Raw genomic sequence first — 26,807 nt, forward strand, 5'->3', positions numbered from 1 at the left:
CATGACCATTAACGCTCTGCTCATCGAAGACGATAAAGACCTAGCCGAAGCCATCAGTGATTACATGGAACTGGATGGAATCGAGTTTGATTTTGCCTATAACGGGTTAGCAGGGCTTAACCTCGCACTTGAACATAACTACGATGTGATCCTGACTGATCTCAACATGCCTAAAATGGACGGGATCGATGTCTGCCAATCACTCCGAGACAAAGGCGTTAGCACTCCCATACTAATGCTGACCGCACGCGATACACTCGACGATAAGCTCAATGGTTTTGCCGCCGGATCCGATGACTATCTGGTTAAGCCCTTTGCAATGGAAGAATTAAAAGTGCGAGTATTTGCGCTCGTGCGGCGAGCAAAAGGGTCAACCAGCACACTTTCCGTTGGCGACCTCAGTATCGACTTAGATCAACATCAAGCTACCCGCTCTGGTGAACTACTTAAGCTGCCGCCCGTTTGTTGGAAAATGCTAGTGTGCCTAATGCAAAGTAGTCCGAACGTGGTCAGTAAACATAAGCTGGAGCAGGCTATGTGGGGAGAGGATGTACCGGATGGTGATAGCCTGAAAGTACATTTATTTAAACTACGTAAAGCCATTGACGCCCCCTTTGAAAGTAAGCTTATCCATACCATTCATGGGGTGGGTATCGCGATCAGAGAGGAGCAACAATGAGCCCAGTCAGCATTAAACGTGATATCTATCTCTACTTATTTGGCATTGTGCTCAGCTTAACGGCCATTTATGGATTAATGATCAATCAAAGCTACCAAATTGGTGTCAACGAATCAGCCAAATACGGTTTTCTCTATGAATTAAAATTGGCAGAAATAGAGTTCCTTGCCACTGGAGATGTATCGGCTTCGCCAAGCTCAACCCTTCAGGTTTACACTCAACTCAGCCAAATACCGGACAAGTTTATCCAATATTTTGATTGGGATAAGCTAGAAAATGACGTTATTTACGAAGAGTACGTAACCAACAATGCTAACACGACTGGCGAGTACCTATACGCAGCACGGCATTATATCGAAAGCGAGCAACGCCACCTTTACGTGGTATCCCAATACGACGAAGCCATCTATTTAGACCTATTTACACAGAACCCACCAGAATCAATCAGCCAATTTAACTCTGCCTTTCTTATCATTGGCGCTCTCTTGTTGTTCGTGTTTGTATTGATTCGCCTGCTCGTCCACCGACTGACCAAACCCATCATTGTTCTTTCTCAATGGTCAGAAACGCTCGATTTAAACGATACCGACAAACTGGCTCACTTCCGTTACATTGAAGTTCAAACGCTGGCAAATCAACTCATGACTAGCGTTCAGCTACAACGCGAATCCGTCGAACGAGAAACCTTTTTTCTGCGCGCGGCAAGCCATGAACTACGAACCCCAGTTTCAATCGTTTCGGCCAGTAATGAATTGCTAATGCGAACGTCAGATTCAATGAGTAAAGGCGCTCAACGTGCTGTCAAACGCATTCAACGCTCCGTCCTTACCATGCAGAACTTAATCACCAGTCTACTCTGGATGAGTCGTAATCCGACAACCGATCTAGAACTAACCAGTATCGAGGTCGGAGAGCTCGTTCAGCAAGCCTTAAACAGCCACCAATATCTTCGCGACGGCAAGGATCTCACCATCACGGTTCACTCAACTGATACCGTTCGTTCACTGCCACTTCCCCATGTGCTCGTAGACATTGTTATTACCAATCTGATCCGAAACGCCTTACAGCACACCGAGCATGGCTCGATAGAGATAACGTACACAGAACATAGCGTGAAGGTCACCAATACTCTTGAGCACGCTAGCCACTCCAGCACAGAGACTTCTTTTGGGATTGGCTTAATTTTGATTGAACGATTATGCAAACATCAACAATGGCAATTCAACCATCAACAACAGGAAGGACAGTACATGGCAACGGTTGATTTCCAAGGGAAACATGATGCTACGTGAGGTAACCAAACGTTAACCTTAGCTCAGTTACACTGGTTCCCATGTTGAAGTTTTGGAGTACAAACATGGGAACTTGGATTTTAGAAACGTTACTTTGGGCGATTGTAACGGTTGCGGTGTGTATCGCTATTTGGGGGTTCAACTGGCCTAATATTCTGATTGCTTTAGGCGCTTCCGTTGCGGTTTCACTGTTACTTGGTAACAGCTGGCGAAGCTAATTGCTTTATCGATTCCGGCTAGCCTCAAAGCTATCGCTTCGTGGTAAGTCAGCGTCCAGATCGTCCCAACTCGCTTTCGACGACACAAAGTTATGAGAAATAGGGCGCTCAGTGATCTCTGAATCTAAAATCCCTAAACGAATACGATATCGGGTAGGGTCTTTCTCATTAGAACTGTAGACCGGAGAGCCGCAGCAGGAACAAAAATGACGTTGGCTTCCCGGTTTGAATGAAAACGAGCTCAAGCGTTCTTTGCCCTTCACAACCTCAAAGCCAGAGGCATTCACGAACCCGTTAGTCGCGTAGGCGGTCCCGCTGTTTTTACGGCACAATGAGCAATGGCAATGAATAATGTCACTGATACCACCCGCGACCTTGACCTCGACTTCCCCACACAAACACTTTCCAACGTACATGCCGCTACCTTCCTTGATTACTTTGTAAATGAACGATGCTAAGCCGTTAATCTACTGGCTTAGCATGCATAAAACTGAGATCCATAGCGCTAACTCACACCAAACTTCGAACCTCTATCAAACAAGGAAAGCCTACTTCAGGGTTTGAGTTACTTTGCCCACTCCATTCACAACTGACACTTCTGCATAGGCGCCATTAATTAAGGTCAAGTTAGGTGGTAAGTGGCCGATGTCTGCATCGTAGATGACTGGGATCGATAGCTCGCTCAGTACATCCAGCAACGCTTGCTCGCCAGAAATCGCTTTACCTGCGTTCCCAATCACCGCATTGCGCCCAAGCACCAATCCGTTAACCACATCAAACACGCCCTTAAACTGTAGGCTCAGCAAGGCACGCTTTAAAACTGAAGGTGACATCTCTGCATTTTCTAAATACAAGATAACGCCTTCTTGATGGCGACGAGAAAAGGCTTCCACATCGAAATAACTCGTCCCAATGAGATGCGTCATCGTATCGAAACAGCCCCCAATTAAACGGCCTTGGCAGGAAGCGCTATGAGTGCCATCAATCGTTTTCCAAAAAGTAGGCTCAGTCAGATTCAACGTCGCACTAGGGTCATCTGCAAAAGAGCGCCCTACACGTTCATGCAACGCGGTTGAATCTTGAGTAAAGCGGCTCCCCACTTCTAAGCCTAGCCAATCCAGACAACTGGCCGTTAGGCGCTCCTGCTCCTTGGCATACAATTGCAGAAGGTTCGCAGCATGAACACTTGCCCACCCTAAACGAGTAGTCAACGCTACCATCACCGTACTGACATCTGAGAAACCCATGACCCACTTTGGTTTCACGCTAGCTAGCCGTTCAAAATCCAATAGTGGCAGGATTTCCATCGCAAATTCACCGCCCCACGGTGGGAAAACCGCATCAATACCGTCATCACATAAAAACGACATCAGCTCTTGCGCTCGTGCCGCTTTGTCGGCACTCACGTGGTTAATATCCTCGCGAAGGCACTGACCTTCAATCACAATGAAACCGAGTGATTTCAAATGAGAAATTACGAGTTCCAAACGCTGATGGCAGGCCTTAGGGACACCCGAGGAAAACGCCGTTATTGCGATGGTGCTCCCCGGTTTAAGTGGAGACGGGTACTGCATAACTAGCTCCTTAATCGTTACTGGATACTTTGTTTGGATGGTTAATAATGAGGCTAGATAATCAAAGTGCCTTTTAAGGTCGTGACCGCATTCCCGGTAATAGTGACTCTTCCTGCTTCTTTTATTTCGACGGTGACATGGCCGCCTCTTTGAGAAGCCTGATAACCATGGAGCTTTGACTTTCCTAATTTCTCTTTCCAGAACACCGCAAGCGCACAATGTGCAGAGCCTGTCACTGGGTCTTCATTAATTCCGACCCAAGGCGCAAAATAGCGCGAGACAAAATCGAGTTCTTGTAAGCGAGACTGAACCGTAACCAACACTCCGCGCCCGGTCATATTTTTCAGTGCACCGAAGTTAGGTTGTAAATCGATAAGTGACTGCTCACTATCTATTTCAATAAAATCTTTCGTCTCGAACTCTCCATAACTGACGATCTGGTTTTGAGAAATGCCTAGTGCGGCGAGCTTTGCTTCATCACATTCAGGCTTAAATTCCAGTTCCGGGGTTGGGAAGTCCATATCAAAGTCTTCTGCGTTTACCTGAACCGTCAAACGCCCCGATAACGTATTAAAATGAATCGCTTCACCAATCGAGACCATACCTTTTTCTTTCATGATATGAGCGGTCGCTAACGTCGCGTGACCGCACAGCTTGACCTCAACCGTTGGGGTAAACCAGCGCAGATTCATATCACGTAAACACAAGAACGCCGTCTCTGAGAGCGCCATCTCCTCGGCGATCGATAGCATTACAGACTCACTTAAAGGCTCTTCGACAATACACACTCCTGCGGGGTTGCCTTTAAACGTTTGTGAGGTAAATGAGTCAACTTGATAGATTTCCAATTCCATTTTCTGCGCCCTTATTGTTGGTTCACTCTCAACATAACACACTGATTAAATAACTAAAATCAAAGAGATCTTCTACCAGCTTCGTTAATTTCCGCAGTTATACCTTACCCTAACCCAGTGTGATCTTAGATCAATAAATGGCCACTTATCATTCACAAAATAAATACCATTCGGTAAATATCATTTTATTGATCTATGTTAAGTGAGAAGTAACACTTTAGGGGTAAATTGCTGCGCATTATAAGTCAACTAAAGGAAGTAATAATGAAAAAACTACTCGTTCTAGGCGTAGCCGCAGCTCTATCAATGCCTGCCGTCGCTGCACAAAGCACAGTAATCAATGGGATGGATTTTGGCCCACTGGCTCAACTTGTGGGTACATGGAAATCAGTCGATGCGGGTGGCGTAGATATCGCACCTAGCCAAGAAGGCTCCGCCGTGGGTGTTGGTGCATCTGCAGTCACTCCTTTCTATGAAGTGATGACGTTTGAAGTAGCAGCCGATGCAACCAATGCCAGCGAACAATACTTAGTAGCGCTCTACTACAAGCAAGAAGTATTCAGAAAAGTCGACGACACAAAGTTTCATGATCAACGCGGTTACTTCATTTACGACAAAGCCAATCAAACGGTTTATAACTCATTTTGCGTACCGCGCACCACTTGTGTAACAGCCGAAGGCAAAGCGGGTAACGTCATGACACTCACCTCATCTGAGAACGGTATTGCCGAGTCAAACTACATGACGAAAAATGCCGCGACGACAGATTTCATCATGAACTTAAACATCGCAGACGACACGCTGACTTACTCGCAAACAACGGCGCTTGAAATCTATGGGCAAGCGTTCTCACATACCGATGCAAGCACGCTACACAAAGTAAAATAATAATAAGCTCTGAACCTAGTATTAAGCGCTCAACCTAAGTACTACGGCCCAATCGCGTGAAAATCACAGACCCCATTCGCTTGAATGGGGTTTCTTTTATTTGAAACCTCGTTAGTTCAAATGCTTACTCAGCACATAGTGATCGTCATGCTGTTCCACGCATTCCCAACCTAATGGTTCATACAACGAAGGTAGATGCGTGTACACATACAAGGTGTCTACACCTTCCCGTTTCACCAATTGCTGAGCCTCACGTATCAAGCGCTGACTGATCCCTTGTCGGCGATATTGCGGCTTCACTAGCAGTGCATTGATCCAAACCCCAAGGCTTTCTGTGCCTGGTTCGGCAAAACGTGTGAACGCAATGCCACCGACCAAATTCTGGCTGTCTAATGCTAATACTGGAGTCGGAATAGAAAGACCTTCTTTCTCATGAGCAAACGGATCCACTTCACCCCACTCATTTAAAAACAAGCTATAAAGTTCCGTTAGGTGTAACGAGTTATCTTCGGGTTGATATACAGTAATGGCCATTGCACACCTCATCTTTATTAGCCAGTCTGTCAATAATAACAAGTGTAGCGTTTACCCATTAATTCGCACGCACTATTGTTAATTCTAACAACTCTAATTTTCCCCAATGGCCTCTATCGAAAACGTGGGTAGTGACCCAATAAAAAATGCCCTAACAACCATGGCGGGTTATTAGAGCATGAGTCATTCTTAGGTATTTGTAACGCTGAAGGCTAGGTTCAATCTACCAATGAATCTAACGGATAAACTGACGCAGTTTTGCGGAGATAATGTCAGTAAAAAATACCAAGCCTAAAATCACTAGCACACACGCTGCTGTATCTCCGTATTCAAACATCTTCATTGAAGTGATCAGTTCAAAGCCGATGCCTCCCGCTCCTATCATCCCAAGAACCGCAGAGATTCGAATATTGGCTTCCAAGCGATATAAAATAATGCTGATCCAGTTAGGAAAGACTTGTGGGATCACCGCAAACAAAATCACCTGAAGCGTTGAACAGCCCGACGCTTTCATTGCTTCTACTGGCCCTTGATCCATTTCTTCAATCGCTTCTGCAAAAAACTTACCCACCATACCTGCGCCATGCAAAGCTAACGCAAGTACACCAGCAAAGGGCCCAAGCCCCACCGCCGCAACAAATATCAGAGCCAATATCAGCTCGTTGATTCCGCGCAGTACATTGAGGATTTGGCGGAAGAAATGGTAGACACCAATGTGAGGAGTCAGGTTCTTAGCGGCAAAAAAGCAAGTCGGTATCGCTATCACAACCGATAATACGGTTCCCCACAATGCAATTTGCATCGTCTGAATTGCAGGCTCGATTAAACGCTCTCCAATGTACGACAAATTCGGCGGCATCATTCTCGATAAGAAATCCGCAATCCAAGGTAGGCCTGCAAACAGATCACTAAGGCTCATTCGAGTGCCAATCGCAGACCAATGTAGAATGGCGTAACTGGCAATAACCATAGGGAGCAACACCCACCAACCACGCTTTGGGGCATTGAGAACTAACTGAAGATTTTGTGTTTTCATTCTATGCGACCTTCTTATTTTCGATGCGGGCTAAACGTCTTTCGTTAGCCATGCGTGTCACCAAATTGCTAATGCTCTCATCTTCTAGCCCAGAGTAAATCTGGGACACAATGTCTGGCGTTAAGTCTTCAGGCATACCATCAAAAATCACTTTACCGTTAGAAAGCCCCACAATGCGCTCTGCAAACTCCATTGCGTAATCAATTTGGTGCAAGTTACATAGCACTGAAATATTGCGTTGCTTACAGCTCTGTTGGATATAACTCAACACCTTGCGTGAAGACTTAGGATCCAAGCTGGCGACTGGCTCGTCAGCAAGCATGAGCTGTGGTTGTTGGGCTAACGCGCGCGCTATGCCCACTCGTTGTTGCTGTCCGCCACTTAAGCTATCAGCCCTTTCCAACTCTTTTTCTGCTAACCCAACTTGAGCTAAACATTCTTTGGCAATCTCAATATCACGCTGAGGAAAAAGCTGTAACGCGCAGCTCCAAAACGGCAAATACGACATTCGCCCTACCAACACATTCTTTAATACAGACAATCGCTTAGTTAAGTTGTGGTGCTGGAAAATCATGCCGACCCTACGGCGAATATTCAAAAGCTGCTTCCCTTGAACATGGGCGATGTTTTGACCGTTCAAAAGAATATCGCCTTCGGTCGCTTCCGTTAGACGGTTTATGCAACGCAATAAGGTCGATTTTCCGGCTCCAGATGGGCCTAAGATCACCACAAACTCGCCTTCATTGATCTTAAGATCGATACCTTTCAACACTTGGTTGGAACCGTACGACTTGTGTAAATTTTTGATGTTTAGCATAAGAAGCTCTCTCGCTTTCCTGCGCTATCATTCCCAATATCGCTGTAATTCATCCGCAATAACAAGGTCGATAGAGCGATTATTTGATCGTCATTGACGCCATGTTATTTGGTGAACTTTGCCGCTTCGCGAACTGGGTTATAGGCAGCATCATTCGTGGCGACATAACGATTCACAACGCCTTGATCGCCAAACTCTACCGCTTCGATAGAAAGAAACGCTTCTTTGATTTTCTGCTTATCGCTTTCTGGTAAATCATTACGCCAAACCATTGGAGATTCTGGTATCGCTTGCGAGCTCCACAACACCTTATAGTCATCTTTTCCAATAATGCCCTTCTCTATCGCAGAGTTTAAAATACGATCGGCGACTGTCGCCGCATCCACTCGACCATGCTTAACGGCAAGAATATTGGCATCGTGAGCACCGGTATAAACAACATTCTTGAAGAACTGACGAGGTTCAATACCTTGTTTCTTCAAAGCAACCGCGGGAAATACATAACCCGATGTGGACGTCGGTGAGACGAATGCGAAATCCTTACCTTTAAGATCTTTCAGCTCGTTCACATCATCAGCCGACTTAGGCGCAATAATCTGGCTGTGATATGCCACATCGCCCGCTTTCATGGTTTCTGCCACAACAAAAGCTTCAACGTCGGCTAACTCCGCCGCCTTCACGTAAGAAAAAGGCCCAAGGTAGGCGATATCCACATGGCCAGAACGAAGCGCTTCAATCACCCCGTTGTAATCTGTTGCGACAAATCCTTCTACGTCGACACCGAGTTTATCGCTGAGCGTATCAATCAATACTTGGCTCTGTTTAAGCATGGCTCTGGAGTCTTCCGATGGAATCAGAGCAATTTTAATGTCCTCCATTGCTTGCACAGAGAACGAGCTTGCCAGTACCCCTGCCATAACAGCTTTCTTGCACAGGCTATTTTTCGTCGCTAAGCCGCTTAGCGAAAATGATGCTTTAAACATAATCTGGAATTCCTTTCTTAAATGTTTGAATCAGTGCTTCAGGATCACCTGAAAAGTTTTGCCCTCGCTCTCCTTGTAGAGCGTGTGTGACTAGGGCTATCCATTGTTCATTGTTGTAACCGTACTCTTGCGGTGATGTTTTCACCCCAAGCCCATGAAACCATGTGGTCAGTTGATGTGATGCCATGTTGAGGTCTTGCCCAAACAGCTGGCGTAAGTCTTGAGCGACATCGCTGTGGCAGTCGTAATACGACGCCAAAACAGCAGGTAACGTAAAAGAGCAAGCAATGCCGTGCGCCAACCCTTTGTCTAAGGTCACCGCATAAGAAATATTGTGTGAAATGGACGTTTTGGTATTAGAAAACGCAAGCCCAGCCCAGAGCGATGCCATCATCATTTTTGAGCGGAGTTCTAAATCCGTAGGCTCAGCAACTAACTTAGGCAGCACCTCTAAAATCGACAGAATGGCCTGATGAGCATAGTGGGCCGATACAGGATTACGGTTCTTGTTCCAAAGACTTTCTAGTGCGTGAGATAACGCATCTAATCCAGTTTGTACCGTGAGTTCAATCGGCAAAAACTCGGTCAGTTTCGGATCGCAAATCGCCGTTTCAGGGTACAAAGATAGATGGTTCAACGAATACTTAGTGTTGGAGGCTTTATCCCAAATGGTTGCCCAGCATGTCACTTCGCTTCCGGTTCCGGTTGTGGTCGGGATTGCGATGATTGGCAACACATTTTCAACGTGACTATTTGCTTGGATGGCTGCCTTGACTTTATCAACGCTGCCTTGCGCAACCGCAAGTGCCTTAGTGGTATCAATGACAGAACCACCACCTAACGCCACCAGCACTTCAACACTTTCAGAGTGAGGTAAAAATGCTTCGCAAATACTCGACAGATCGTGGAGATCTGGGTTTTCAAAAACTTGGTTCAGTACCACTTGGCAGCCAGAGTTTTGCTGCGCTACCGCATTGGCCAGTGAAGCAAAATACGGTGAATCGTAAGTCACCAATGCATAGCGTCTTCCTTGAAGCGCTTGCTGAATATTTTCAAGCGAATCGTGACCAAACATCACCTGAACAGGGTTAAAAAACTGCCACATCATTAAAGCCTTTATTGAGCATTATTGGGGTATGGCGTTTAAGTTAATCGACAAAAATGACACTAATATTGAGGGGAAATACTAATTAAATATGATTGTCATAGAAAAAACCTATGCTCAGCTTTCCGCTAGACAATGCTTTGAGGCACTAAGGATGCGACACACTCAGTTAAGGTCTTTTCATGTGGTAGCTAAGTTGGGCAGTTTTTCGAAAGCGGCAGAACACCTCAACATCACACAACCGACAATCACCGCTCAAATCAAAGAATTGGAGTCTCAGTATCAAGTTAAACTCTTCTATCGCCAAAGAAACAACAACCGCCTAACTGAGACTGGTCAGAAGCTGTATCAGCAAACTTTGCTCATTTTCTCACTAGAAGATCGTGCAAAGAAAATGCTGCAATCCAGCGGCAGGCTGGATATTGGTCAGCTGAATTTAGGGGCAGTCAGCCCGAGTGCCGTAATGCCGATTATTGATGCATTTCAAACCCAGTATCCAGGGGTCGAAATTAAAATTCACACCGGAGGTTCGGAAGCGATCAGAAATGCCGTGCTCAACGGAGAGTTGGAAGTCGGCGTATTAGCCTACCGAGAGCCGAATCCGCAACTGGTTTCCATAAAGCTAAACCAGCAACCCGTCGTGCTGACCGTGCCCAATGATCACCCATTAGCGCATAAGAAAACGATCCGACTTAAAGAGTTAGATAATGTGCCCATTATTCATCGTGAAATCGGCTCAACTACCCGTACCATTTTGGAAGATGCCATGCTTGAACAAGGCATAACGCCTAAGAGTATTTTGCAAGTCGATAGCCGAGAGGGAGTGAGAGAAGCAAGCATTTACGGGATTGGTATTAGCTATGTCGGCTTGCACGAATTTCATCCACACCCCAATATTTCGCTTGTCCATATTGAAGACTTAACGTCGCAATCAAAGTCCTATTTGATTTACGCAAAAGAGTTAGAAAGCTTACCGATAGTTCAAGCTGTGGTTGATGTAACCCAAACAACAACCCGTTAAGCTCACCGAAAATGGGTTATTTTCAAGCTACCAAAAGAAAACCCCACGCCAAGAAAACGTGGGGTCATGCCTAGTTCGGAAACTTAGCTAGCGCCATCGGTTTTAGCCGCAAATGCAGGGATAACGTAATGCCTTAAAAATTCATCAAACCCACCGCCAGACGCGAAATCACGAGCAGTACGCACGGCGACTAAATCTAACTCATCAACAATGGCCAGTACTTGCCCGCCATAACCTAGCCCATAAACCACATCGTACCTTTGGCCATCGATGATGTAATCTTGCATCCACCAATAATAGCCATAACGCATTTCATTCCAGTTGGTATCTAACGCTTCTTTCAAAGAGTTCTCTAGCCACTGCTTATCGATTATTTGTTGGCCATTCCACATGCCCTGGTTTTGTACCAACAAGCCTAGTTTAAGCAAATCACGAGATCTTAGATAACCGCCACCTGCAAAGTTGAAAGTGTGGTCATTTTGAATATGCATGTAAGCATTTTCAAAACATAAATTGGACAACGGCCCCGATGCCAAATACGCACCTGCATTTTCGCTTCCTGAATGCTCTTCAATAATTTGACCTAACGTGGTCACAAGCCCGCCGTTATACACGAACTTCTGCCCTGGCTGCTCGACCAATTCTTGAGAGAGCACATATTGAACCGCATTCGGGCTTTCCATCTCTATCTTGCGGGAGTTGTTATCGTCACTGTATTTGGTACTCCACTCATCCCACTTTAAGCCCGCACTCATTGTCAGGAAGTGTTTTAATGTCAACTCTGCCTTATCACCCGTTAGCTTTGAGGAATAATCAGGAAGCAGTGATTTGATGGTTTGATGTTCATCGACTAACTTCCCTTCTTCAACAAGAGCGCCAGCAGTCAAAGAAGCCAAACTTTTAGAGATCGCTTGGATGGTATGAGGGTAGTCGGCCGTCCAACCATTCATATATTCTTCAATGACCAATTCGCCTTTATGAGCCACCAGCACACTCGTCGTTTTGCTTAACGAGTGATAACTTGAATTAACCGTCTCGACTAAACGGTCAATGGCAGCCTGATCATAACGGTCACTGGCAAAATCAGTAGGTAAAGAGCGGTTAGTGCACTGCGAATTGACACTACTGATGTTTTCAAAACCCTCGGCATTCAAATACATTTTTTCTACTAGCTCGGCGCCTTGTAAATTGCCAGCACGCTCGAGGCTCACTTCTTCTCCGTAGATAGTGTAAGTCAGCGATTGATAAACACCGTCGTTTAACTGTGAGAACTCACCTTTCAATCCTATAGTTCTGTCTTTAGACCTGAACTTTCCCTCCTCCAACATGAGGAGCTCTATGCCTCCCCAAGGGGATATAACGTAATCAACACCATTATCTTGATAGATTTTTATGTACGGCACATCAGGCCGAGAGGAAGAATACGTTCCCAAATGGGACTGTGCATCAGGGGCTTCCTGAGAGCATGCTACTAGGGGTGCGCTTATTAGTAGTCCAAGACAAGATTTAACCACTGTGGAGGAAGGCTTAAACGAAAAACGACTCATAAAGTGTACTCCTTGAAAGAAACGAGGTAACTACAAGAGCGACTTTATAAAACAACTATGTGTATTGTTTAGTATTAAATTAGGATTGCGACACACAAAACACATTCATAGTATTTGTAATAAATGGTGGTGATAAATCATTGTAAGAAATTAATTTATAACTACTTACTCGCTTTACCTTTAGAGAATAAATGCGTATTTGGTATGGCAGAACCGAGCTATTTATACGGCTCTGCACAACTCTGTAAACCGGTATGCGACGCTAATTTATTCGCATCAAATCAGGAGAGAGAAACGCCGCCGTCCACCACCAAGGTATGCCCCACAATATAACTGGCTTTATCAGAAGCCAGAAATTCTATCGCGTCGACAATTTCGTCTGGCTTAGCAAACCTTTGAATCGGTACCACTTGAGCGACATCGTCATGGATCGTCGGGTTATCAATCGCTCGCTCATCCCACCTTGGAGTCCATGTGACTCCGGGTGCGACTGCATTGACGCGTACCCCTTTTGTAATCGCTTCTAGTGCAACTGAACGGGTTAGCCCTTCGAGAGCGTGCTTAGTTGCGCTGTACATTGCCGCGTTTGGCGTTGGGCGTAAGCCATTTATGGAGCTGACATTGATAACTGCGCTGCCATCATTCATTAAAGCGAGTTCATGTTTAAGACACTGCGCATGAGACCAAAAGTCTTGAATCATGGTATGGCGTAATGCCTCTAATTCAACGGATTCAAATTGACCATTCGATTCCAACTTGGGAGACGCATTATTGATAGCGATATCGAGTTGCCCATAACGTGATGCAATATGGGAAAATAAACGTTCAACTTGTTCGCTGTCTGCGATATCCACCTCTTGATAATCGACCTTTTTTAACAGGGGGTTAGATTCGACTTGTTCCAGCCAAGTGCTGATGTTTCTAGAGCAGGTTACCACTTGGTAGCCAAGAGCAAGAAAACGCTCAACCGTCGCAAGCCCAATACCTTTACTGCCGCCCGTCACTAATGCAATTTGCATCCACTCTTCCTTCTGTGTTCGTTGCTTATGACCTGTAGAATATGCAACTAAACTCAAACTTTGCAAGTAAGCGTCGAAAAGAAAGAAATAAAAAAGCCACCCATTAGTGAGGTGGCTTAACGTAGGTGCTAAGAATGCGGGATGCTCCTAGGACTGAAACTTTTCGCCTGCTGCTGCGACAAACGCCATTTCAACCAGTAGCTTAGGATCGGCGAGTTCAACTTTCACACATGCACGACTCGGAGCACGCCCAGCAGGGAACCACGCTTCCCATACTTCGTTCAGCGCATCAAAGTGAGCAAAATCCGTAACGTAGATAGTGACAGACATGATACGAGACTTATCACTGTCTACCAGTGCTAGCATTTGTTCTGCTTGTTGGAAGATTTGCTCTACTTGCCCTTTCATGTCGGCAGAAGTATCAGCTTCAGCGACCTCAACAAAGTTTGCAATACCATTAAATACAGTAACATCAGACCAGCGTGGCGTTGGGTTAATGTGGTGAACTTGCATGTCTCAATTCCTTTCTCGGTACTTTCAGTTGAGCTCTTTTTATCACGTATTGAATCAATTAGGGAGCAATCGATTTACAATTGAATCCTACTGCAGCGACAAGTCTTACTGGCATGTAAGAGATCTCTCACACGTGATGTGAGAGAGTCATCAATCAAACAGCAAGCATTCTACCTTAACACCAGTAAACCACTGAAAATAAAGACAAACCATTCGATTAACAGTTAAGAAACATAATTATTACTTCAAGCCTAGATAGGAAATACGGCGCATTGAAGTAATATAAACCTTGTCGACAGGAAGTTGGCAAGGAATTGAAAAGTTAATGGAATAACTGGCTTCAGGATGAAGGTTTGATTACTTAGGATGAGTAGTCAGAAAGGATGTAGAATCTCTGGATGAGAATAGCCCATCAGGACGATAGGCAAGTACGGACACCGCTAGGACGGCGAGAATAAAATGGAAATCGGTTAACGGATTTAACCACTAACAAGGAAGATGCTTGGAGCACTTTGTTTCATTGAAACAAACCGTAGCAGGACAGCTGCAAAGAAACTTTACCCCGTTCGGCGAAAGCCTAGCGGGGTTTTCTTTTACTGCTCCCCCCTCTTCTCGCTCTCAGCCCAAAAGGCATTATTACTCGCATCAAATACAATAGCCGAGCATGAATCATATGTGATGGCAATCATATTTATCATCCACCGAATGGCGAGCATGTTTAGTTCACTGAAAGGCCACTGTACAGTCACGCGATAGATGCGAGAAAGCATGAGTACTTAGATTGCCTCAAGGATTAGAGCGGGTACTTTGCTCCAAACGTTGTGAATAAGCGCCTAACCACGCTACAAACCTAACCGAACCGCTAACCAGAAAAATTGGTATAAGTTCGACCTTGACCCAAATACTGAACTCGCAACTGCATTAAGATATGTTGCTTGTATCATAAGTGAGAATAAAGTTAACAGCCATGATAACTAATGGACTAGAGAAATGGCTTGGTATCAGCCGTACAGATAACGACTTTAGAGAAAGCTCTTTTATCTTCGTGTCACTGACTGCATTAACATCAATACTGTCGTTTTTTGTCTACTACAATATTTTTGTTATTCCCGTCCCGTTGCTCGCATTGATCGAATCAATTGGAATCGCTTTTTGCTTATGCAGCTACTTTTTCCTTTGGCGGAGCCGGGCCCCAAGAGTTTCTGCTTTCATCATGGTTTCTGTGATGACCAGTGTGAGCCTTTTATTCATTATTGGAACCGGAAACAGCGAGTTCGCGCTCGCGTTCAGTTTTTTGACGCCTGTGATCGCTATCTTCATCCTGGGCTATAAAGTCGGCTCATTATTTAGCGTGGTTAACTTCGCCATCATCGCGTATTTCTGCCTAACAGACATGCATAACTGGCCCCCAGTGTCTTTCGACACCATCAGCTTTGTCCATTTAACGACCATCTATTTATTCCTATTTTCCGTTTCGTATTTCTACGATTCAGGGCGTAGACGCACAATGATTCAACTAGAAGAATCTAATCGAAAGTTACATGCGCTATCAAATACCGATGCTTTAACCAATTTGTCGAATCGACGCCATATGGAAACCCTTTTAAGTGAGCCCAGCAGGGCCAAATGGGTTGCTATCATAGACATCGACAACTTTAAAAGCATAAACGATCAACATGGACACGAAGTCGGTGATCATGTGTTGATTCATACGGCTCAGTTGCTAAAAGCGTGTATCGGCACAGACGGCCAAGTGGGACGCTGGGGTGGTGAGGAGTTTCTGCTCGCGTTCAATATTTCAGACCCAACCCGTATTGAAAAACACGTAAGCCAACTTCAACAAACCATTGCTGAATACGATTTTGGAATTGGCCGTGAGGTTACTGTGAGTTGCGGTGCGGCTTTTCATCAAGAAAATATTCACAGCACCACCTTTCGACGTGCAGATGAAGCGCTCTACAAGGCAAAAGCGCTGGGTAAGAATTGCTACCAGTTTGCAGGCAACCAGTAATTACAAGTAAAGCTGAATGGTATCATTCCTTCACAGCTCTCTACACATGAGTCAAAACGCAAAAAGCCTCGCAAGTGCGAGGCTCATGTTTATCAGCGAAGGCGAATTATGGTTGTTGGCGAGTTGCCGCTACCACAATCTCACGAATACATACGCCTTGTGGCTGTTGGTATGCAAACTCTACTGTACGAGCAATATCATCGGCCACTAATACGCCTTCCATGCTCTCTTTCCAATCTTCATAACCCGCTTTAATCTCATCTGAAGTCGTGTGAGAAAGCAGCTCAGTTTCTACTGCACCCGGTGCAATTGTCGTTACACGAACATTTGAATCAGCCACTTCTTCACGAACATTTTCAGAAATAGCGTGTACCGCAAATTTAGTACCACAGTATGCCGCGTGATTAGGGAATGTCTTACGACCCGCCACTGAACTCACGTTGATGATAGTACCAGACTGACGCGCTTTCATTGGTGCTAGCACCGCTTGCATACCGTTCATTAGGCCAATCACGTTTACATCAAACATGGTTTTCCACTCAGATGCATCTTGGTCAGCAAGCTCACCTAATAACATCATACCTGCGTTGTTAACAATGCAATCTGTTTCACCATATACTTCTTCCGCTTTAGCAATCGCCGCTTCAAAAGAAGCTTTATCAGTCACATCTACCTTTTCACACATAGTGTTCGGAAGATTAAGCGCTTCAAGGCGCTCAACGCGACGAGCTAAAAGAAGCAGTGGGTGGCCTGCTGCACTCATACGACGAGCGATAGCTTCACCAATACCAGAACTTGCACCTGTAATAACAACTAATTTTTTCATTTTGTATTCTCCAAATCGTAATTAAGAAGCAACCTTGATAACCAAGCTGGTTTGTTGCGATGGGGGTATATTAAGAGAACTCACTTCGTTGATATATAGTCATTAAATCAAATAACTGTTTCCATACTGCAACAATTGTATTATTTGCTCCAACCAAAGTTTGAGCTCCCTGTAGGCTTAGTCGATAGAAAGCAAAAAAGCCACCGCTTGCACGAGTGAACAAGTTCGGTGGCTTTAGTGATATTCGAAGTACAGCTAAACCTGAATCAATCTGATTTAGCGATGAATAATGATTAAAAGCGGATTAACGTAAAGTCTTTGAGAAAAAATCGTCTAACTTATCAACCGCTTGATCAACGTATTTTTCTTGATCATAAAGATCGAAATGTTGAGCACCTTCAATTTCAAACAGCTCTGCATCTTTACCCGCTTCAGATCCACGCTTTACAGCAACTTCACTAAAATAAGCTGAAAGTGCTTCTGTTCCTACAATAGCTAAGAAGGGTGTATCGCCAATCAGCGCCATATTTTCAGAAGGGTTAAAAGCGTAGCGCGTATCCAAAGACATCGCTGCACGTAACGGCGAATAATTTTCTGCCGCCGCACCACGCTCTGGATTGCGGTAGTAATCTGCTGCACGAACCCAGAATTCATTCATTGATTTCGCTTTTTCTGCTGACGGGATGCCATCTACTAATACCACTTCACCAGTCTCATAGTATTTCTGGCGCGCGTCACTTGCCATTTTAATCTGTTGGCGATACTGCTCGACTGAATCACCAGTCAGCTGATCCATGTATTGCGTCGCGCCTCCCATACCGTAATCAGTAAAATCAACAAAGCCACTTACCGTCGCAACCGAATCCAATCGAGTATCTTGCATTGCAACCTGTAGGCTGTAACCCGCACCAGAGCAAATACCTAATTCGCCGACACGCTCAGGATCTACCCCGGGGAAGTTACTAAGGAAAGTAATGGCATTTTTGATGTCTTCAACTTTCATTGGCGCGTTTTCCATACCACGTGGATACCCCCCACTTTCACCATAAGTTCTGTGGTCAAACGCCAAAGTGATATACCCCTCCTTGGCCATTTTCTCTGCATAAATTCCCGCAGTTTGCTCTTTTACACCACTGGCTGGGGTAATCACAACAATCGCTGGGTAGCGTTTATTTGAATCGTAATGAGGGGGTAAAAATACATTGCCAGCCACGCGTACATTTTCACTAAGGAAAGCGACCTTATTGATTCCAGGTTGATAATCATCTCCCAGAAACTGACTTTGAGCCATTGCTGGCACCGCGCTCAGCATTGCGGCTGCAACTAAAGATAGACCGATTGATTTGAACTTTTTCATTATTTTCTCCAATAGAATTCAGGCTGTTTCAAAAACGAGGTGAATTATATGGAGCGATTTATTGTGGATATATAGGTCACAATACATATCTATGTAACCTAATACTCAACAATAAATCGACATGTAGATCGCTAAATTATGCTATTTACGCACGCGATCTTTATAGGAGGAAAGCCAATAGCGCTGGTGCCCTAAAAGTCTGATTCAAACTTTTGCTTAACAAAGTCAATAAAGGTTCTCAAACGCTTTGGTTGGTATTTATCTCTGTGGTAAACCGCAGAAAATAGCACCGATGGAATGTGCCATTTGGGCAGTATCTCCACTAAATCACCGTCTTCAATCGCATCGGTGCAGTACATTCTTGGAACACGAATTATGCCGTTTCCTGCCATCGCATTGGTGATCAAAGCGTGTCCGTTCTTGGATACTAGATTCCCCTCAATATTGACATCGACCTGTTCTGCTGCATTTTCATCCGACTCAAAACTCCAGCGCTTGACCGATCCTGTTAAGCAGCGGTGCTCATTAAGCTCGTTAGGGTGCTCAGGGTTCCCATACTTACGTACGTAACTCGGGCTCGCCAAGCTTACTACATCGATATCCATTAACTTCTTAGCGATGAAGCCTGAATCCTCTAACTTACCCATGCGAAAAGCGATATCAAAATCATCTTGGATGAGGTCAATTCTGTTGCTACTGAAATCGAGATGCACTTGGGTCTGAGGGTGCTCAAGCATAAAGTCAGCCACATATTTTGAGATGATTTTCTCGCCAATATAACCACCAACACAGTTCACTCGAATCAATCCGCGAACTTCTTCTGTATCATCAACCGCTGCGATAAGCGCTTGATCGATTCCATTAATGGCTTTTTCACACTGAAGGTAAAAACGCTCTCCAGCTTGTGTGAGCTTTAAACTTCGGGTGGTGCGTGTAAGCAAAGTCACTTTCATTTGTTTTTCAAGTGAGCTTATCTGACGTGATACATGTGAGCGCGAAACATTCAGAGCTTCAGCCGCTTTGGTAAAATTACCTAGCTGCGCGATTAACACGAAAGAACGAATATCTGACAAATTAATGTTGTTAATCACCACTTTCTCCAATTTAATTGGTAATCATATGGCAACAGTAAACCAATTCTAATCATGTATATCAACAAATCTGGGGGATTATTATAGCTCTCGCAGCAACGCCTTATAGCGTTAGCAGTAAAGGAAATGATAGGGCTTAAACAAGATATCGAATAGACGGGAGTAGACTATGCGGGTCAATATTAGGCGATTGAATAGCATTTTTCTGACCTTGATATATATTTAAAACAAATATGCAACTGGTGGAATTACATGAGCTTAATCAGGTTAGTTTACGCTAGCTCTACATCCGAGCAACTCACGCATTCCGATGTAGAACAGATTTTGGAGTCAGCAAAAGCAAACAATTTTGAACAAGGTGTAACCGGGATTCTCTATTTCAACAATAACTATTTTCTACAATGTTTAGAAGGGGATAGAGAAAGAGTCAATATCTTGTACAACTCTATTGTCAACGATCCACGCCATCAGAAAATCGTTATTCTAGACTACCAAGAAATTCACAACCGGGACTTTCAAGAGTGGTCGATGGGATACGTACCAATTTCTAGTTCCACAAAACCGCTTACATTGAAATACTCAACGACCCACGAGTTTAACCCATACGAAATCACTGGGAACAGTGCGTATATGCTGCTTCTTGAATTGAAAAAGTGTTTGCCAAGCATTTGAAGGACACAGGTAAAATGAAGATCTATGCCCCTCTGACTACGAGCAAATTGATATTTGCTAGCGTTCAAGAATCGGAGGCTCTAACTGAACTCAAATACCTAGGGTTGGGAATCTTTGTTATCCCGATGACAACGACATAATGGCTTGTTGAATAGAGGGAAATTGTATTTTAGTAAGACACATCGCCGCTTTCGAAAATTCATGCTCTTGAATGAGTTCTGTCACCGACTCTAACGATAGCTGAGTGGCTTCTGGTTCAAACGCATAGCCGTCCCCTTCAGTCCTAACTAGATAAGGTTTCCCATTACTATCAATTAAACGATCTGCACTATCCCAAATGAGCTCATCTAGTTCGTTGGCCAGATGGTGCTCAGACGCCAAATACAGTAATTCATAATCACCATCTAACTTAAAAATACATGGCCAAAAAATCATATTACTTCCCGATTTATATAACGACATTAAACTTGCTCTGTCGCAGCAGTAATAGCCAGTAATACAATAAGCGTTATTGACATGCAAACTGCCAAAGCGACTACATCAAGAGTGACGATTCTTAGAATGTTATTCAGACCTAAGAATTAGATGGACAGATACTACAGTTTTAATCTGGTTTGGCAGGCTTCAATAAGGCAATTCATCGGGGTCTACACCAATGTAATCCGGTGATAAATACGTTGAGAATTGGACAGCTTGAATAGTCTTTCTGCCTAACAATGTGGCTTTACACACTCTGTGCATGCCATCCATCACCTTGCCTTCATGGCATAAAATGATCGGATAGGAGAGATCTGCATTTTGAATCAACTTAGTATGCTCGACTATATTTCGACACGTTGGTTTCGCGCCTCCAAGTTCATACCAAAACGCTTGGTCCAGCTCTGCAATATCGGTAAGTGAAACATCGATAACAGGCAGATTTTTCGTCAGTTCAATGAGCCGAAACACATCCCAAGCCAATAACCCATGTTCAGAGTTTCGAAAATGATATTGCTGTCTCATGTTGTACCTTGTCTATATTTCCATAACTAAAGCGCAGGCAGAATTACTGCAGACTCTTCGTCTGATTCTGACTCATCAGTAACCACTTGATCGCGAAGCCATTCAACCGTTTGAGTGAAATAGAGCTTATTCGCTTCGGTATCGCACCAACTTTTAGTTAACCCTCTTCGGTTAAACTCACTGCCAATCGCCGCTAAGGTTTGATTGCTTGGTCGCCCATAATACAAGGTGTCACAAAGCTGCATATTCGACATCGACTGAGGATAAACGTTAACAGACGAAGTATTCGCACTCAGTGACTTTGATTGATTGTGAGTACAGCCCGTAAGGCTTAAGAAGAGTAAGAGAGCTAAGGTTTTTTTCATGTTGTCTGAAGTTAACTATCGCAGGATGGGCGATTATTAGCATGAGGAACACTAAGGTTTGTCAGTTTTCTAACAGGCAATCAGGTAACGAGATCCTAGTCCCAGTTAACTGGAAGGGCACACAGTCAGTCATCTATCGACCTAAAAATTAAAACTCACCAAAATCAATCAAGTACACAATGTATCACTTGCCAACATAACAAATTCGAATCCCACACAGACTCTAGTAAACTATGAAACAGCAAGCATTAGCTTGCTAATTTTTGCGTGAACAATACGTTATTTCTGTTACCGCATTCAGTGGTGAAAGCCACAATGTCGACTTATACTCAACGCTAATTGTTAAAATAATGTAGCGAGTCAACATGTCATGATTCGTTTTAAAAGGCAGTACCAAGCCTGGGTGGCGAACGAAACATTAGAAGACTATTCGTTACGATACGCCGCTAAAAGCTTCCGACGATTTTCCCCCTCAACTCTGGCGAACACCGCCATTGGAGGCATCTCATTTCTGGCTCTAGAAGCCATCGGTGGGGCGGTCACTGTGAGCGTCGGTTTTGCCAATGCTGTACCTGCCATTCTCCTTGTATCTTTGCTTATTTTTATCACTAACTTACCCATTGCGCACTACTCTGGGAAATACAATATAGACATGGATTTGCTGACCCGAGGAGCAGGTTTTGGCTACATTGGGTCGACTATCACATCGCTTATTTACGCTTCTTTCACCTTTATCTTTTTTGCATTGGAAGCGGCGATCATGGCACAGGCATTGGAGCTGTATTTTCAGATCCCTTTACCAATAGGCTACGTGATTTGCTCCTTGGTAATCATACCCATCACCTTCTTTGGCGTTACCGCCATCAATAAACTGCAGAACTACACCCAAATAATCTGGGTGGTATTAATGGTCTTGCCGTTTATTTTTGTCATTTACAAAGAACCGGACATCATTTCCAACTGGAGTGGGTTTGCTGGGCACAGTCCAGTTGGCAATCAATTCGACATTATCTTGTTCGGCCAAGCATGTGTTGTGCTGTTTTCATTGGTAGTGCAGATTGGTGAACAAGTAGATTATTTGCGATTTATCCCCAACAAGACCAAAGAAAACAGAGTGCGGTGGTATTCAGCGATCATCTTCGCTGGCCCTGGTTGGATTATTGTCGGCTGCTTAAAATTACTAGGCGGTAGCTTACTCGCTTTCCTATTTATTCATAACGGAGGAGACTACGACAAAGCGGTCGAGCCAATACAAATGTACATTCAAGGATATGGCTACATGTTCGACTCACCAGAAACGGTGCTTGCGGTCGCAACATTCTTCGTAATTGTCTCTCAGATCAAAATCAACGTGACTAATGCTTATGCTGGCTCACTAGCGTGGTCAAACTTTTTCTCTCGAATGACCCACTACCATCCAGGCCGCGTTGTATGGCTCATCTTTAATATTTTGATTGCCTTACTACTAATGCTGCTCGGAATATTCGACACTTTAGAAGCAGTTTTAAGCGTTTATGCCAACCTAGCCATCGCGTGGATAGGGGCAATTGTTGCTGACTTATTAGTGTTAAAACCGTTAAAAATCAGCCCAAGTTACATTGAGTTTAAACGCGCTCATTTGCACAACTTTAACCCCGTCGGTTGCCTGTCGATGCTGATTGCGTCGATTTTGTCAGTGGTCTCTTATGCCGGAATTTTTGGGGAGCTGGCACAAGCCTACTGCGCATTCATCGCCTTAATTAGCTCATTTTTGCTCGCCATATTAATCGGCTATATCACCAAAGGTCGCTATTACCTCGCCAGAACTCCTTCAGTCATTCCCGTGACTAGCCCCTCTCAAGTGGTAACCTGTTCTGTGTGTGAGCAAGAATACGAACAAGAAGACATCGCTCACTGCCCTTTCCACCAAGGAAACATATGCTCCCTATGTTGCAGCTTAGAAAACCACTGTCACGACCAATGTAAAGTCATTAATACACCCAACCAAACAGCCGATAAAGAGGTGGTGTATTCATTGTTAATGCAAAAAATCGACGTCAACATGGGGCGAAGGATCATTCGCTTCCTAGTGATATTCTCAACGATGGCATTAATTTCCGGTGCATTTTTCTTATTGGCATTCCACTTTAGCCACATGGGAGATATGGCCCAGAACCAACACTTATTCGATGTCATCCTCAATATATTTTTCGTGGTATTAGTGCTCATCGCCATCAGTGCATGGTGGATAGTGCTGTCTCATGAGAATCGAGAAATGGCCGAGCGTGAATTGCTGCAGTCACTCAACTACTTAGAAATCACCAAAAATGAGTTAGTCCAAAGTGAGAAGCTTTCATCTTTAGGGCGTTTAGTGGCGGGCATTGCCCACGAAATTAACACCCCACTAGGAATCTGCGTCACCATCACTAGCTCATTAGACGATGCCAAACGCAGCTTTAAAGCGAGCTTAGAAGGCGGTCAACTCACTAAATCAGATTTAGACACCTTTGTTGCCGAGGTCGACGAAGTAAGCGAGATGCTCGGTGTAAGCTTGAACAAAGCGACTCACCTGATTCGAAGCTTTAAACAAGTAGCTGCAGACCAAACAAGTTCGCTAAGGCGTAATTTTGATCTCATTGAATTTACTGAGGAGCTGGATTCCACCTTACAACCCCAATTCAAACACAGCACTCATAAGATTCACTTCAACTGCGAGTCCAATATTAAGCTCGACAGCTTTCCAGGCCCGTTAGGACAGGTGCTCACTAACCTCGTAACCAACTCGATCAAGCACGGATTTGAAGACAAAGAAAATGGCGTCATCTCGGTAGATGGACGGTTAGACGAAGCCAAAGAAAATGTGGTTCTTACCTATCAAGACGACGGCAAAGGGATTTCAGAGGAGTACATCCACCGTATTTTCGACCCTTTCTTTACCACTAAGATGGGCGACGGCGGAACCGGGCTAGGTCTGAATATTGTCTATAATATAGTCAACAACGTCCTCGGTGGAACGATTTCCGTCCAAAGTGATGAGGGGTGCACTTTCACGATCATAATCCCGCTCGTTGCACCAACTACCGCCAGTTTTATGGGAGCAGGGAATGAAAACGGACAATGAGCCCTTTGTGTTCGCACAAGAAACCAATGAACCGACACCCACAATACAGCAAGATCCATGGATAGTTCTGATCGTCGACGACGAGCAGGAAATTCACCGCGCGACACGTTTTGCGTTCAAAAACTTCGTCTATGCCGCTCGTCCGATTACCTTTCTCAATGCTTACAGTGGTGAAGAAGCGAAAGAAGTACTGCGCAATCACAGCAATATTGCGTGCATCTTCTTAGATGTCGTAATGGAAACGGAAGACGCGGGCTTAAAGTTAGTCAGCTTTATCCGAGAAGAACTGAACAATAATGATGTACGTATCATCTTAAGAACCGGTCAAGCAGGGTACGCCCCTGAAGTGGAAGTGATCCAGCAATACGACATTAACGATTACAAAGAAAAGTCTGAGCTCACTAGAGACGCCCTATTTACCTGCCTCACGACCGCCTTACGTAGCTATCAACAAATCCAGACGATCGAGTCGAGCCGTAAAGGGCTCTCGATGATAATAGAGGCATCTTCAACATTACTTGGCGTCAAAGCGGTAACCCAATTTTCGATAGGTATTCTGACGCAAATTTGTGGGCTACTGCATATCAAACCAGAAGGCGTAGTATGCATTCATAATGATTTATCCGATAACAATACCTTGAATGTACTAGCGGCCGCAGGAACATACACCGACTATATTGGCCAACCTTTAGTGAACTTAAACAAGCCTGACATCAGTTCATCGGTGGCCGATGTGTTAAGCCAAAGACACAGCCTGTACCAAGAGCACCACAACTTTGTGTACATACCGCTCTCTTCAATGGGCGAAATTGTGGTCTTTGTAAATAGCCAACTTCCTATCAGCAACTTAGATCAACAGCTGTTAGAAATCTTCAGTATCAATATTGCAGCAGGCTTTGAAAACGCCAAAATGTTTGAAAAGATTGAATCATTAGCCTATCAAGATCAGCTGACCCACTTACCCAATAAACTCGTGCTATTGCAGCATTTAGGGAAACTGACACAGCAAGCACACCAGCCATTCATTTTGATCTTAACCGACGTCGATAACTTCGAAGACGTCAACGATGGCTTGGGCTCTGCGATTGGCGATAAGCTTATTATGCAAATCGCTCATATACTCGAAACGTTCCACGCATCCGATCCATTTGTTGCTCACCTAGGCACAGATACCTTTGCTTTAACACTGCCCATAACTCGCAGAGAAGAAGTCCCTCGGTTATTAGTTGAGCTGCGCAACCAGTTTAGCGCACCTATTATGCTGGAAGACAACCTTATCCCAGTGTCGATTTCGATTGGTTGCCGCTTTTGTGACAACGAGGAAGTGAGCAGTGAAACTCTCCTGAGGAACGCGGGCATCGCTTTAAATCACGCTAAGCTGCATGACAATGGGCAGTTCTGTATCTTTGAATCAAGTATGGACACATCGTTGCAAACACGCTTGCAAACTATCAAAGACATTCATCACGCGGTTAATAATCAAGAGTTTTGCCTATATTACCAACCGCAAGTGTGCATGAAATCAGGGCATGTTGTTGGCGTCGAAGCATTAATTCGCTGGCAACGATCCGATGGTACTATGGTTAGCCCGATCCAATTCATTCCAGCGGCTGAGACTTCAGGGCTTATTGTTCCCATCGGTTATTGGGTATTGCAAACCGCTATCGATCAGCACCTCGAATGGAAACAAGCAGGCCTTGGACAAATCAGAATGGCAGTTAACGTTTCACCAAGACAGCTGTGTGAAGCAGACTTTGTCGACAAGGTCATCCATATTGTCACTCAGTCTGGCATCGAACCATCGGATCTTGAGCTGGAAATCACTGAAACCATGGCCATGACGGATCCTGAACACCACATTCAAAAGTTAGTTCAGCTCAGAAATGCAGGGATTAAGATCGCCGTCGATGATTTTGGTACGGGCTACTCGTCTTTAAGCTATTTACAGAAGCTCCCGATTGACAGGCTCAAAATTGATGGCGCATTTGTCCGCGACATCGATACCAAAAAAGAAGATGCTTCCATTGCCGCTATGATCATAAATATGGGGCACGAGTTGAACCTGTATGTAATTGCAGAATGTATCGAGACTGCTGCGCATCAACAGATCTTGAATGATTTAGGGTGCGACGAAGCACAGGGCTACTTATACGCTAAACCACTGCCAGCAGCTGAGCTTTCCCCACTATTCAGATCATTACGTGATGCCTCGGTAGAACCAGACGCTACGCCTCCACTGTTGTTGATGACACAACCTCATTAATTCCTTTAATGCCCGTTGGAGTAAATACCGTAGCTTCCCT

The 26,807-nt window shown here is 44.5% G+C and carries 26 protein-coding genes; 9 read left to right on the plus strand and 17 right to left on the minus strand.

What is annotated here, in order from left to right; genetic code table 11:
* The first annotated feature begins 1 nt into the window (after position 1).
* The 3 genes from ELZ11_RS05060 (at position 2) to ELZ11_RS23745 (ending at position 2,189) form a co-directional block, all read left to right on the plus strand.
* Positions 2 to 679: a response regulator transcription factor gene (locus ELZ11_RS05060; protein ID WP_137356299.1), complete on the plus strand. Its 678-nt coding sequence runs from the start codon at positions 2 to 4 to the stop codon at positions 677 to 679.
* Entirely contained in the window at positions 676 to 1,971 is a 1,296-nt protein-coding gene (locus tag ELZ11_RS05065; protein ID WP_137356300.1) for a sensor histidine kinase, read from the plus strand. The genes ELZ11_RS05060 and ELZ11_RS05065 overlap by 4 nt, the downstream gene beginning before the upstream one ends.
* A 65-nt stretch (positions 1,972 to 2,036) precedes the next feature.
* A complete protein-coding gene (locus tag ELZ11_RS23745) occupies positions 2,037 to 2,189 on the plus strand; it encodes a hypothetical protein (protein WP_167494627.1) in 153 nt (50 codons plus the stop codon).
* Between the two features lie 5 nt (positions 2,190 to 2,194).
* Here the strand turns inward: ELZ11_RS23745 and ELZ11_RS05070 are convergent, their stop codons facing one another.
* The 3 genes from ELZ11_RS05070 to ELZ11_RS05080 all read right to left on the minus strand — a co-directional run bounded on the left by ELZ11_RS05070 (position 2,195) and on the right by ELZ11_RS05080 (position 4,617).
* Positions 2,195 to 2,605 (minus strand): GFA family protein, encoded by a 411-nt coding sequence (locus ELZ11_RS05070; protein WP_137356301.1) that lies wholly within the window; start codon positions 2,603 to 2,605, stop codon positions 2,195 to 2,197.
* 132 nt (positions 2,606 to 2,737) lie between these two features.
* Positions 2,738 to 3,763: a S66 family peptidase gene (locus tag ELZ11_RS05075; RefSeq protein ID WP_137356302.1), complete on the minus strand. Its 1,026-nt coding sequence runs from the start codon at positions 3,761 to 3,763 to the stop codon at positions 2,738 to 2,740.
* A 53-nt stretch (positions 3,764 to 3,816) separates the two neighbouring features.
* Positions 3,817 to 4,617, minus strand: a complete 801-nt coding sequence (locus ELZ11_RS05080) for a PhzF family phenazine biosynthesis protein (RefSeq protein WP_137356303.1) — start codon at positions 4,615 to 4,617, stop codon at positions 3,817 to 3,819.
* 264 nt (positions 4,618 to 4,881) lie between these two features.
* On the opposite strand from ELZ11_RS05080, the gene ELZ11_RS05085 reads away from it, so the two are divergent.
* Positions 4,882 to 5,505: a heme-binding beta-barrel domain-containing protein gene (locus tag ELZ11_RS05085; protein WP_137356304.1), complete on the plus strand. Its 624-nt coding sequence runs from the start codon at positions 4,882 to 4,884 to the stop codon at positions 5,503 to 5,505.
* A gap of 111 nt (positions 5,506 to 5,616) precedes the next feature.
* Here the strand turns inward: ELZ11_RS05085 and ELZ11_RS05090 are convergent, their stop codons facing one another.
* From ELZ11_RS05090 to ELZ11_RS05110, 5 genes are all read right to left on the minus strand, one after another.
* Complete coding sequence (locus tag ELZ11_RS05090) at positions 5,617 to 6,039, minus strand: GNAT family N-acetyltransferase (RefSeq protein ID WP_167494628.1); 423 nt, start codon at positions 6,037 to 6,039, stop codon at positions 5,617 to 5,619.
* A 235-nt stretch (positions 6,040 to 6,274) separates the two neighbouring features.
* On the minus strand, positions 6,275 to 7,075 hold the full coding sequence (gene phnE, locus ELZ11_RS05095; RefSeq protein ID WP_137356306.1) for a phosphonate ABC transporter, permease protein PhnE: 801 nt from the start codon (positions 7,073 to 7,075) through the stop codon (positions 6,275 to 6,277).
* A gap of 1 nt (position 7,076) precedes the next feature.
* Positions 7,077 to 7,892: a phosphonate ABC transporter ATP-binding protein gene (gene phnC, locus ELZ11_RS05100; protein ID WP_137356307.1), complete on the minus strand. Its 816-nt coding sequence runs from the start codon at positions 7,890 to 7,892 to the stop codon at positions 7,077 to 7,079.
* A gap of 104 nt (positions 7,893 to 7,996) precedes the next feature.
* On the minus strand, positions 7,997 to 8,875 hold the full coding sequence (locus ELZ11_RS05105; protein WP_208746689.1) for a phosphate/phosphite/phosphonate ABC transporter substrate-binding protein: 879 nt from the start codon (positions 8,873 to 8,875) through the stop codon (positions 7,997 to 7,999).
* Positions 8,868 to 9,980, minus strand: a complete 1,113-nt coding sequence (locus ELZ11_RS05110; RefSeq protein ID WP_167494629.1) for a phosphonoacetaldehyde reductase — start codon at positions 9,978 to 9,980, stop codon at positions 8,868 to 8,870. Before ELZ11_RS05110 ends, ELZ11_RS05105 begins: the two co-directional genes overlap by 8 nt.
* Positions 9,981 to 10,134: 154 nt before the next feature.
* Here ELZ11_RS05110 and ELZ11_RS05115 point away from each other — a divergent pair, with 154 nt between their 5' ends.
* Positions 10,135 to 11,001 carry a LysR substrate-binding domain-containing protein gene (locus ELZ11_RS05115; protein WP_257619002.1) on the plus strand — a complete coding sequence of 289 codons (867 nt, stop codon included), beginning with the start codon at positions 10,135 to 10,137 and terminating at the stop codon, positions 10,999 to 11,001.
* Between the two features lie 83 nt (positions 11,002 to 11,084).
* Here ELZ11_RS05115 and ELZ11_RS05120 read toward each other — a convergent pair whose 3' ends face one another.
* The 3 genes from ELZ11_RS05120 to ELZ11_RS05130 all read right to left on the minus strand — a co-directional run bounded on the left by ELZ11_RS05120 (position 11,085) and on the right by ELZ11_RS05130 (position 14,080).
* Positions 11,085 to 12,548, minus strand: coding sequence for a serine hydrolase domain-containing protein (locus ELZ11_RS05120; protein WP_137356310.1), 1,464 nt, complete (start codon positions 12,546 to 12,548; stop codon positions 11,085 to 11,087).
* A gap of 281 nt (positions 12,549 to 12,829) precedes the next feature.
* Positions 12,830 to 13,567, minus strand: a complete 738-nt coding sequence (locus tag ELZ11_RS05125) for an SDR family NAD(P)-dependent oxidoreductase (RefSeq protein WP_137356311.1) — start codon at positions 13,565 to 13,567, stop codon at positions 12,830 to 12,832.
* Between the two features lie 147 nt (positions 13,568 to 13,714).
* A complete protein-coding gene (locus tag ELZ11_RS05130) occupies positions 13,715 to 14,080 on the minus strand; it encodes a RidA family protein (protein WP_137356312.1) in 366 nt (121 codons plus the stop codon).
* A 967-nt stretch (positions 14,081 to 15,047) separates the two neighbouring features.
* Here ELZ11_RS05130 and ELZ11_RS05135 point away from each other — a divergent pair.
* Positions 15,048 to 16,091, plus strand: a complete 1,044-nt coding sequence (locus tag ELZ11_RS05135; protein WP_137356313.1) for a GGDEF domain-containing protein — start codon at positions 15,048 to 15,050, stop codon at positions 16,089 to 16,091.
* A gap of 106 nt (positions 16,092 to 16,197) precedes the next feature.
* On the opposite strand, the gene ELZ11_RS05140 is transcribed toward ELZ11_RS05135, so the two are convergent.
* The 3 genes from ELZ11_RS05140 to ELZ11_RS05150 all read right to left on the minus strand — a co-directional run bounded on the left by ELZ11_RS05140 (position 16,198) and on the right by ELZ11_RS05150 (position 19,365).
* The gene (locus ELZ11_RS05140) at positions 16,198 to 16,917 is read right to left on the minus strand and encodes an SDR family oxidoreductase (RefSeq protein WP_137356314.1); all 720 of its coding nucleotides are present in this window, start codon (positions 16,915 to 16,917) and stop codon (positions 16,198 to 16,200) included.
* Between the two features lie 304 nt (positions 16,918 to 17,221).
* Entirely contained in the window at positions 17,222 to 18,274 is a 1,053-nt protein-coding gene (locus tag ELZ11_RS05145; protein WP_137356315.1) for an alpha/beta hydrolase, read from the minus strand.
* 191 nt (positions 18,275 to 18,465) lie between these two features.
* The gene (locus tag ELZ11_RS05150; protein WP_137356316.1) at positions 18,466 to 19,365 is read right to left on the minus strand and encodes a LysR family transcriptional regulator; all 900 of its coding nucleotides are present in this window, start codon (positions 19,363 to 19,365) and stop codon (positions 18,466 to 18,468) included.
* A 252-nt stretch (positions 19,366 to 19,617) separates the two neighbouring features.
* Between ELZ11_RS05150 and ELZ11_RS05155 the strand changes: the two genes are divergently transcribed.
* Complete coding sequence (locus tag ELZ11_RS05155) at positions 19,618 to 20,037, plus strand: BLUF domain-containing protein (RefSeq protein WP_137356317.1); 420 nt, start codon at positions 19,618 to 19,620, stop codon at positions 20,035 to 20,037.
* A 117-nt stretch (positions 20,038 to 20,154) separates the two neighbouring features.
* Here ELZ11_RS05155 and ELZ11_RS05160 read toward each other — a convergent pair whose 3' ends face one another.
* The 3 genes from ELZ11_RS05160 to ELZ11_RS05170 all read right to left on the minus strand — a co-directional run bounded on the left by ELZ11_RS05160 (position 20,155) and on the right by ELZ11_RS05170 (position 21,404).
* Complete coding sequence (locus ELZ11_RS05160) at positions 20,155 to 20,499, minus strand: DUF4144 family protein (RefSeq protein ID WP_307777510.1); 345 nt, start codon at positions 20,497 to 20,499, stop codon at positions 20,155 to 20,157.
* Positions 20,500 to 20,661: 162 nt separating this feature from the next.
* Entirely contained in the window at positions 20,662 to 21,039 is a 378-nt protein-coding gene (locus ELZ11_RS05165) for a hypothetical protein (RefSeq protein ID WP_137356319.1), read from the minus strand.
* 26 nt (positions 21,040 to 21,065) lie between these two features.
* A complete protein-coding gene (locus tag ELZ11_RS05170) occupies positions 21,066 to 21,404 on the minus strand; it encodes a hypothetical protein (protein WP_137356320.1) in 339 nt (112 codons plus the stop codon).
* 370 nt (positions 21,405 to 21,774) lie between these two features.
* On the opposite strand from ELZ11_RS05170, the gene ELZ11_RS05175 reads away from it, so the two are divergent.
* Positions 21,775 to 24,504, plus strand: a complete 2,730-nt coding sequence (locus tag ELZ11_RS05175; protein WP_137356321.1) for an ATP-binding protein — start codon at positions 21,775 to 21,777, stop codon at positions 24,502 to 24,504.
* Positions 24,488 to 26,767, plus strand: coding sequence for a bifunctional diguanylate cyclase/phosphodiesterase (locus tag ELZ11_RS05180; RefSeq protein WP_137356322.1), 2,280 nt, complete (start codon positions 24,488 to 24,490; stop codon positions 26,765 to 26,767). The genes ELZ11_RS05175 and ELZ11_RS05180 overlap by 17 nt, the downstream gene beginning before the upstream one ends.
* The last annotated feature ends 40 nt before the right edge of the window (positions 26,768 to 26,807 follow it).

The organism is Vibrio profundi (assembly GCF_005281835.1).
GTDB lineage: Bacteria > Pseudomonadota > Gammaproteobacteria > Enterobacterales > Vibrionaceae > Vibrio > Vibrio profundi.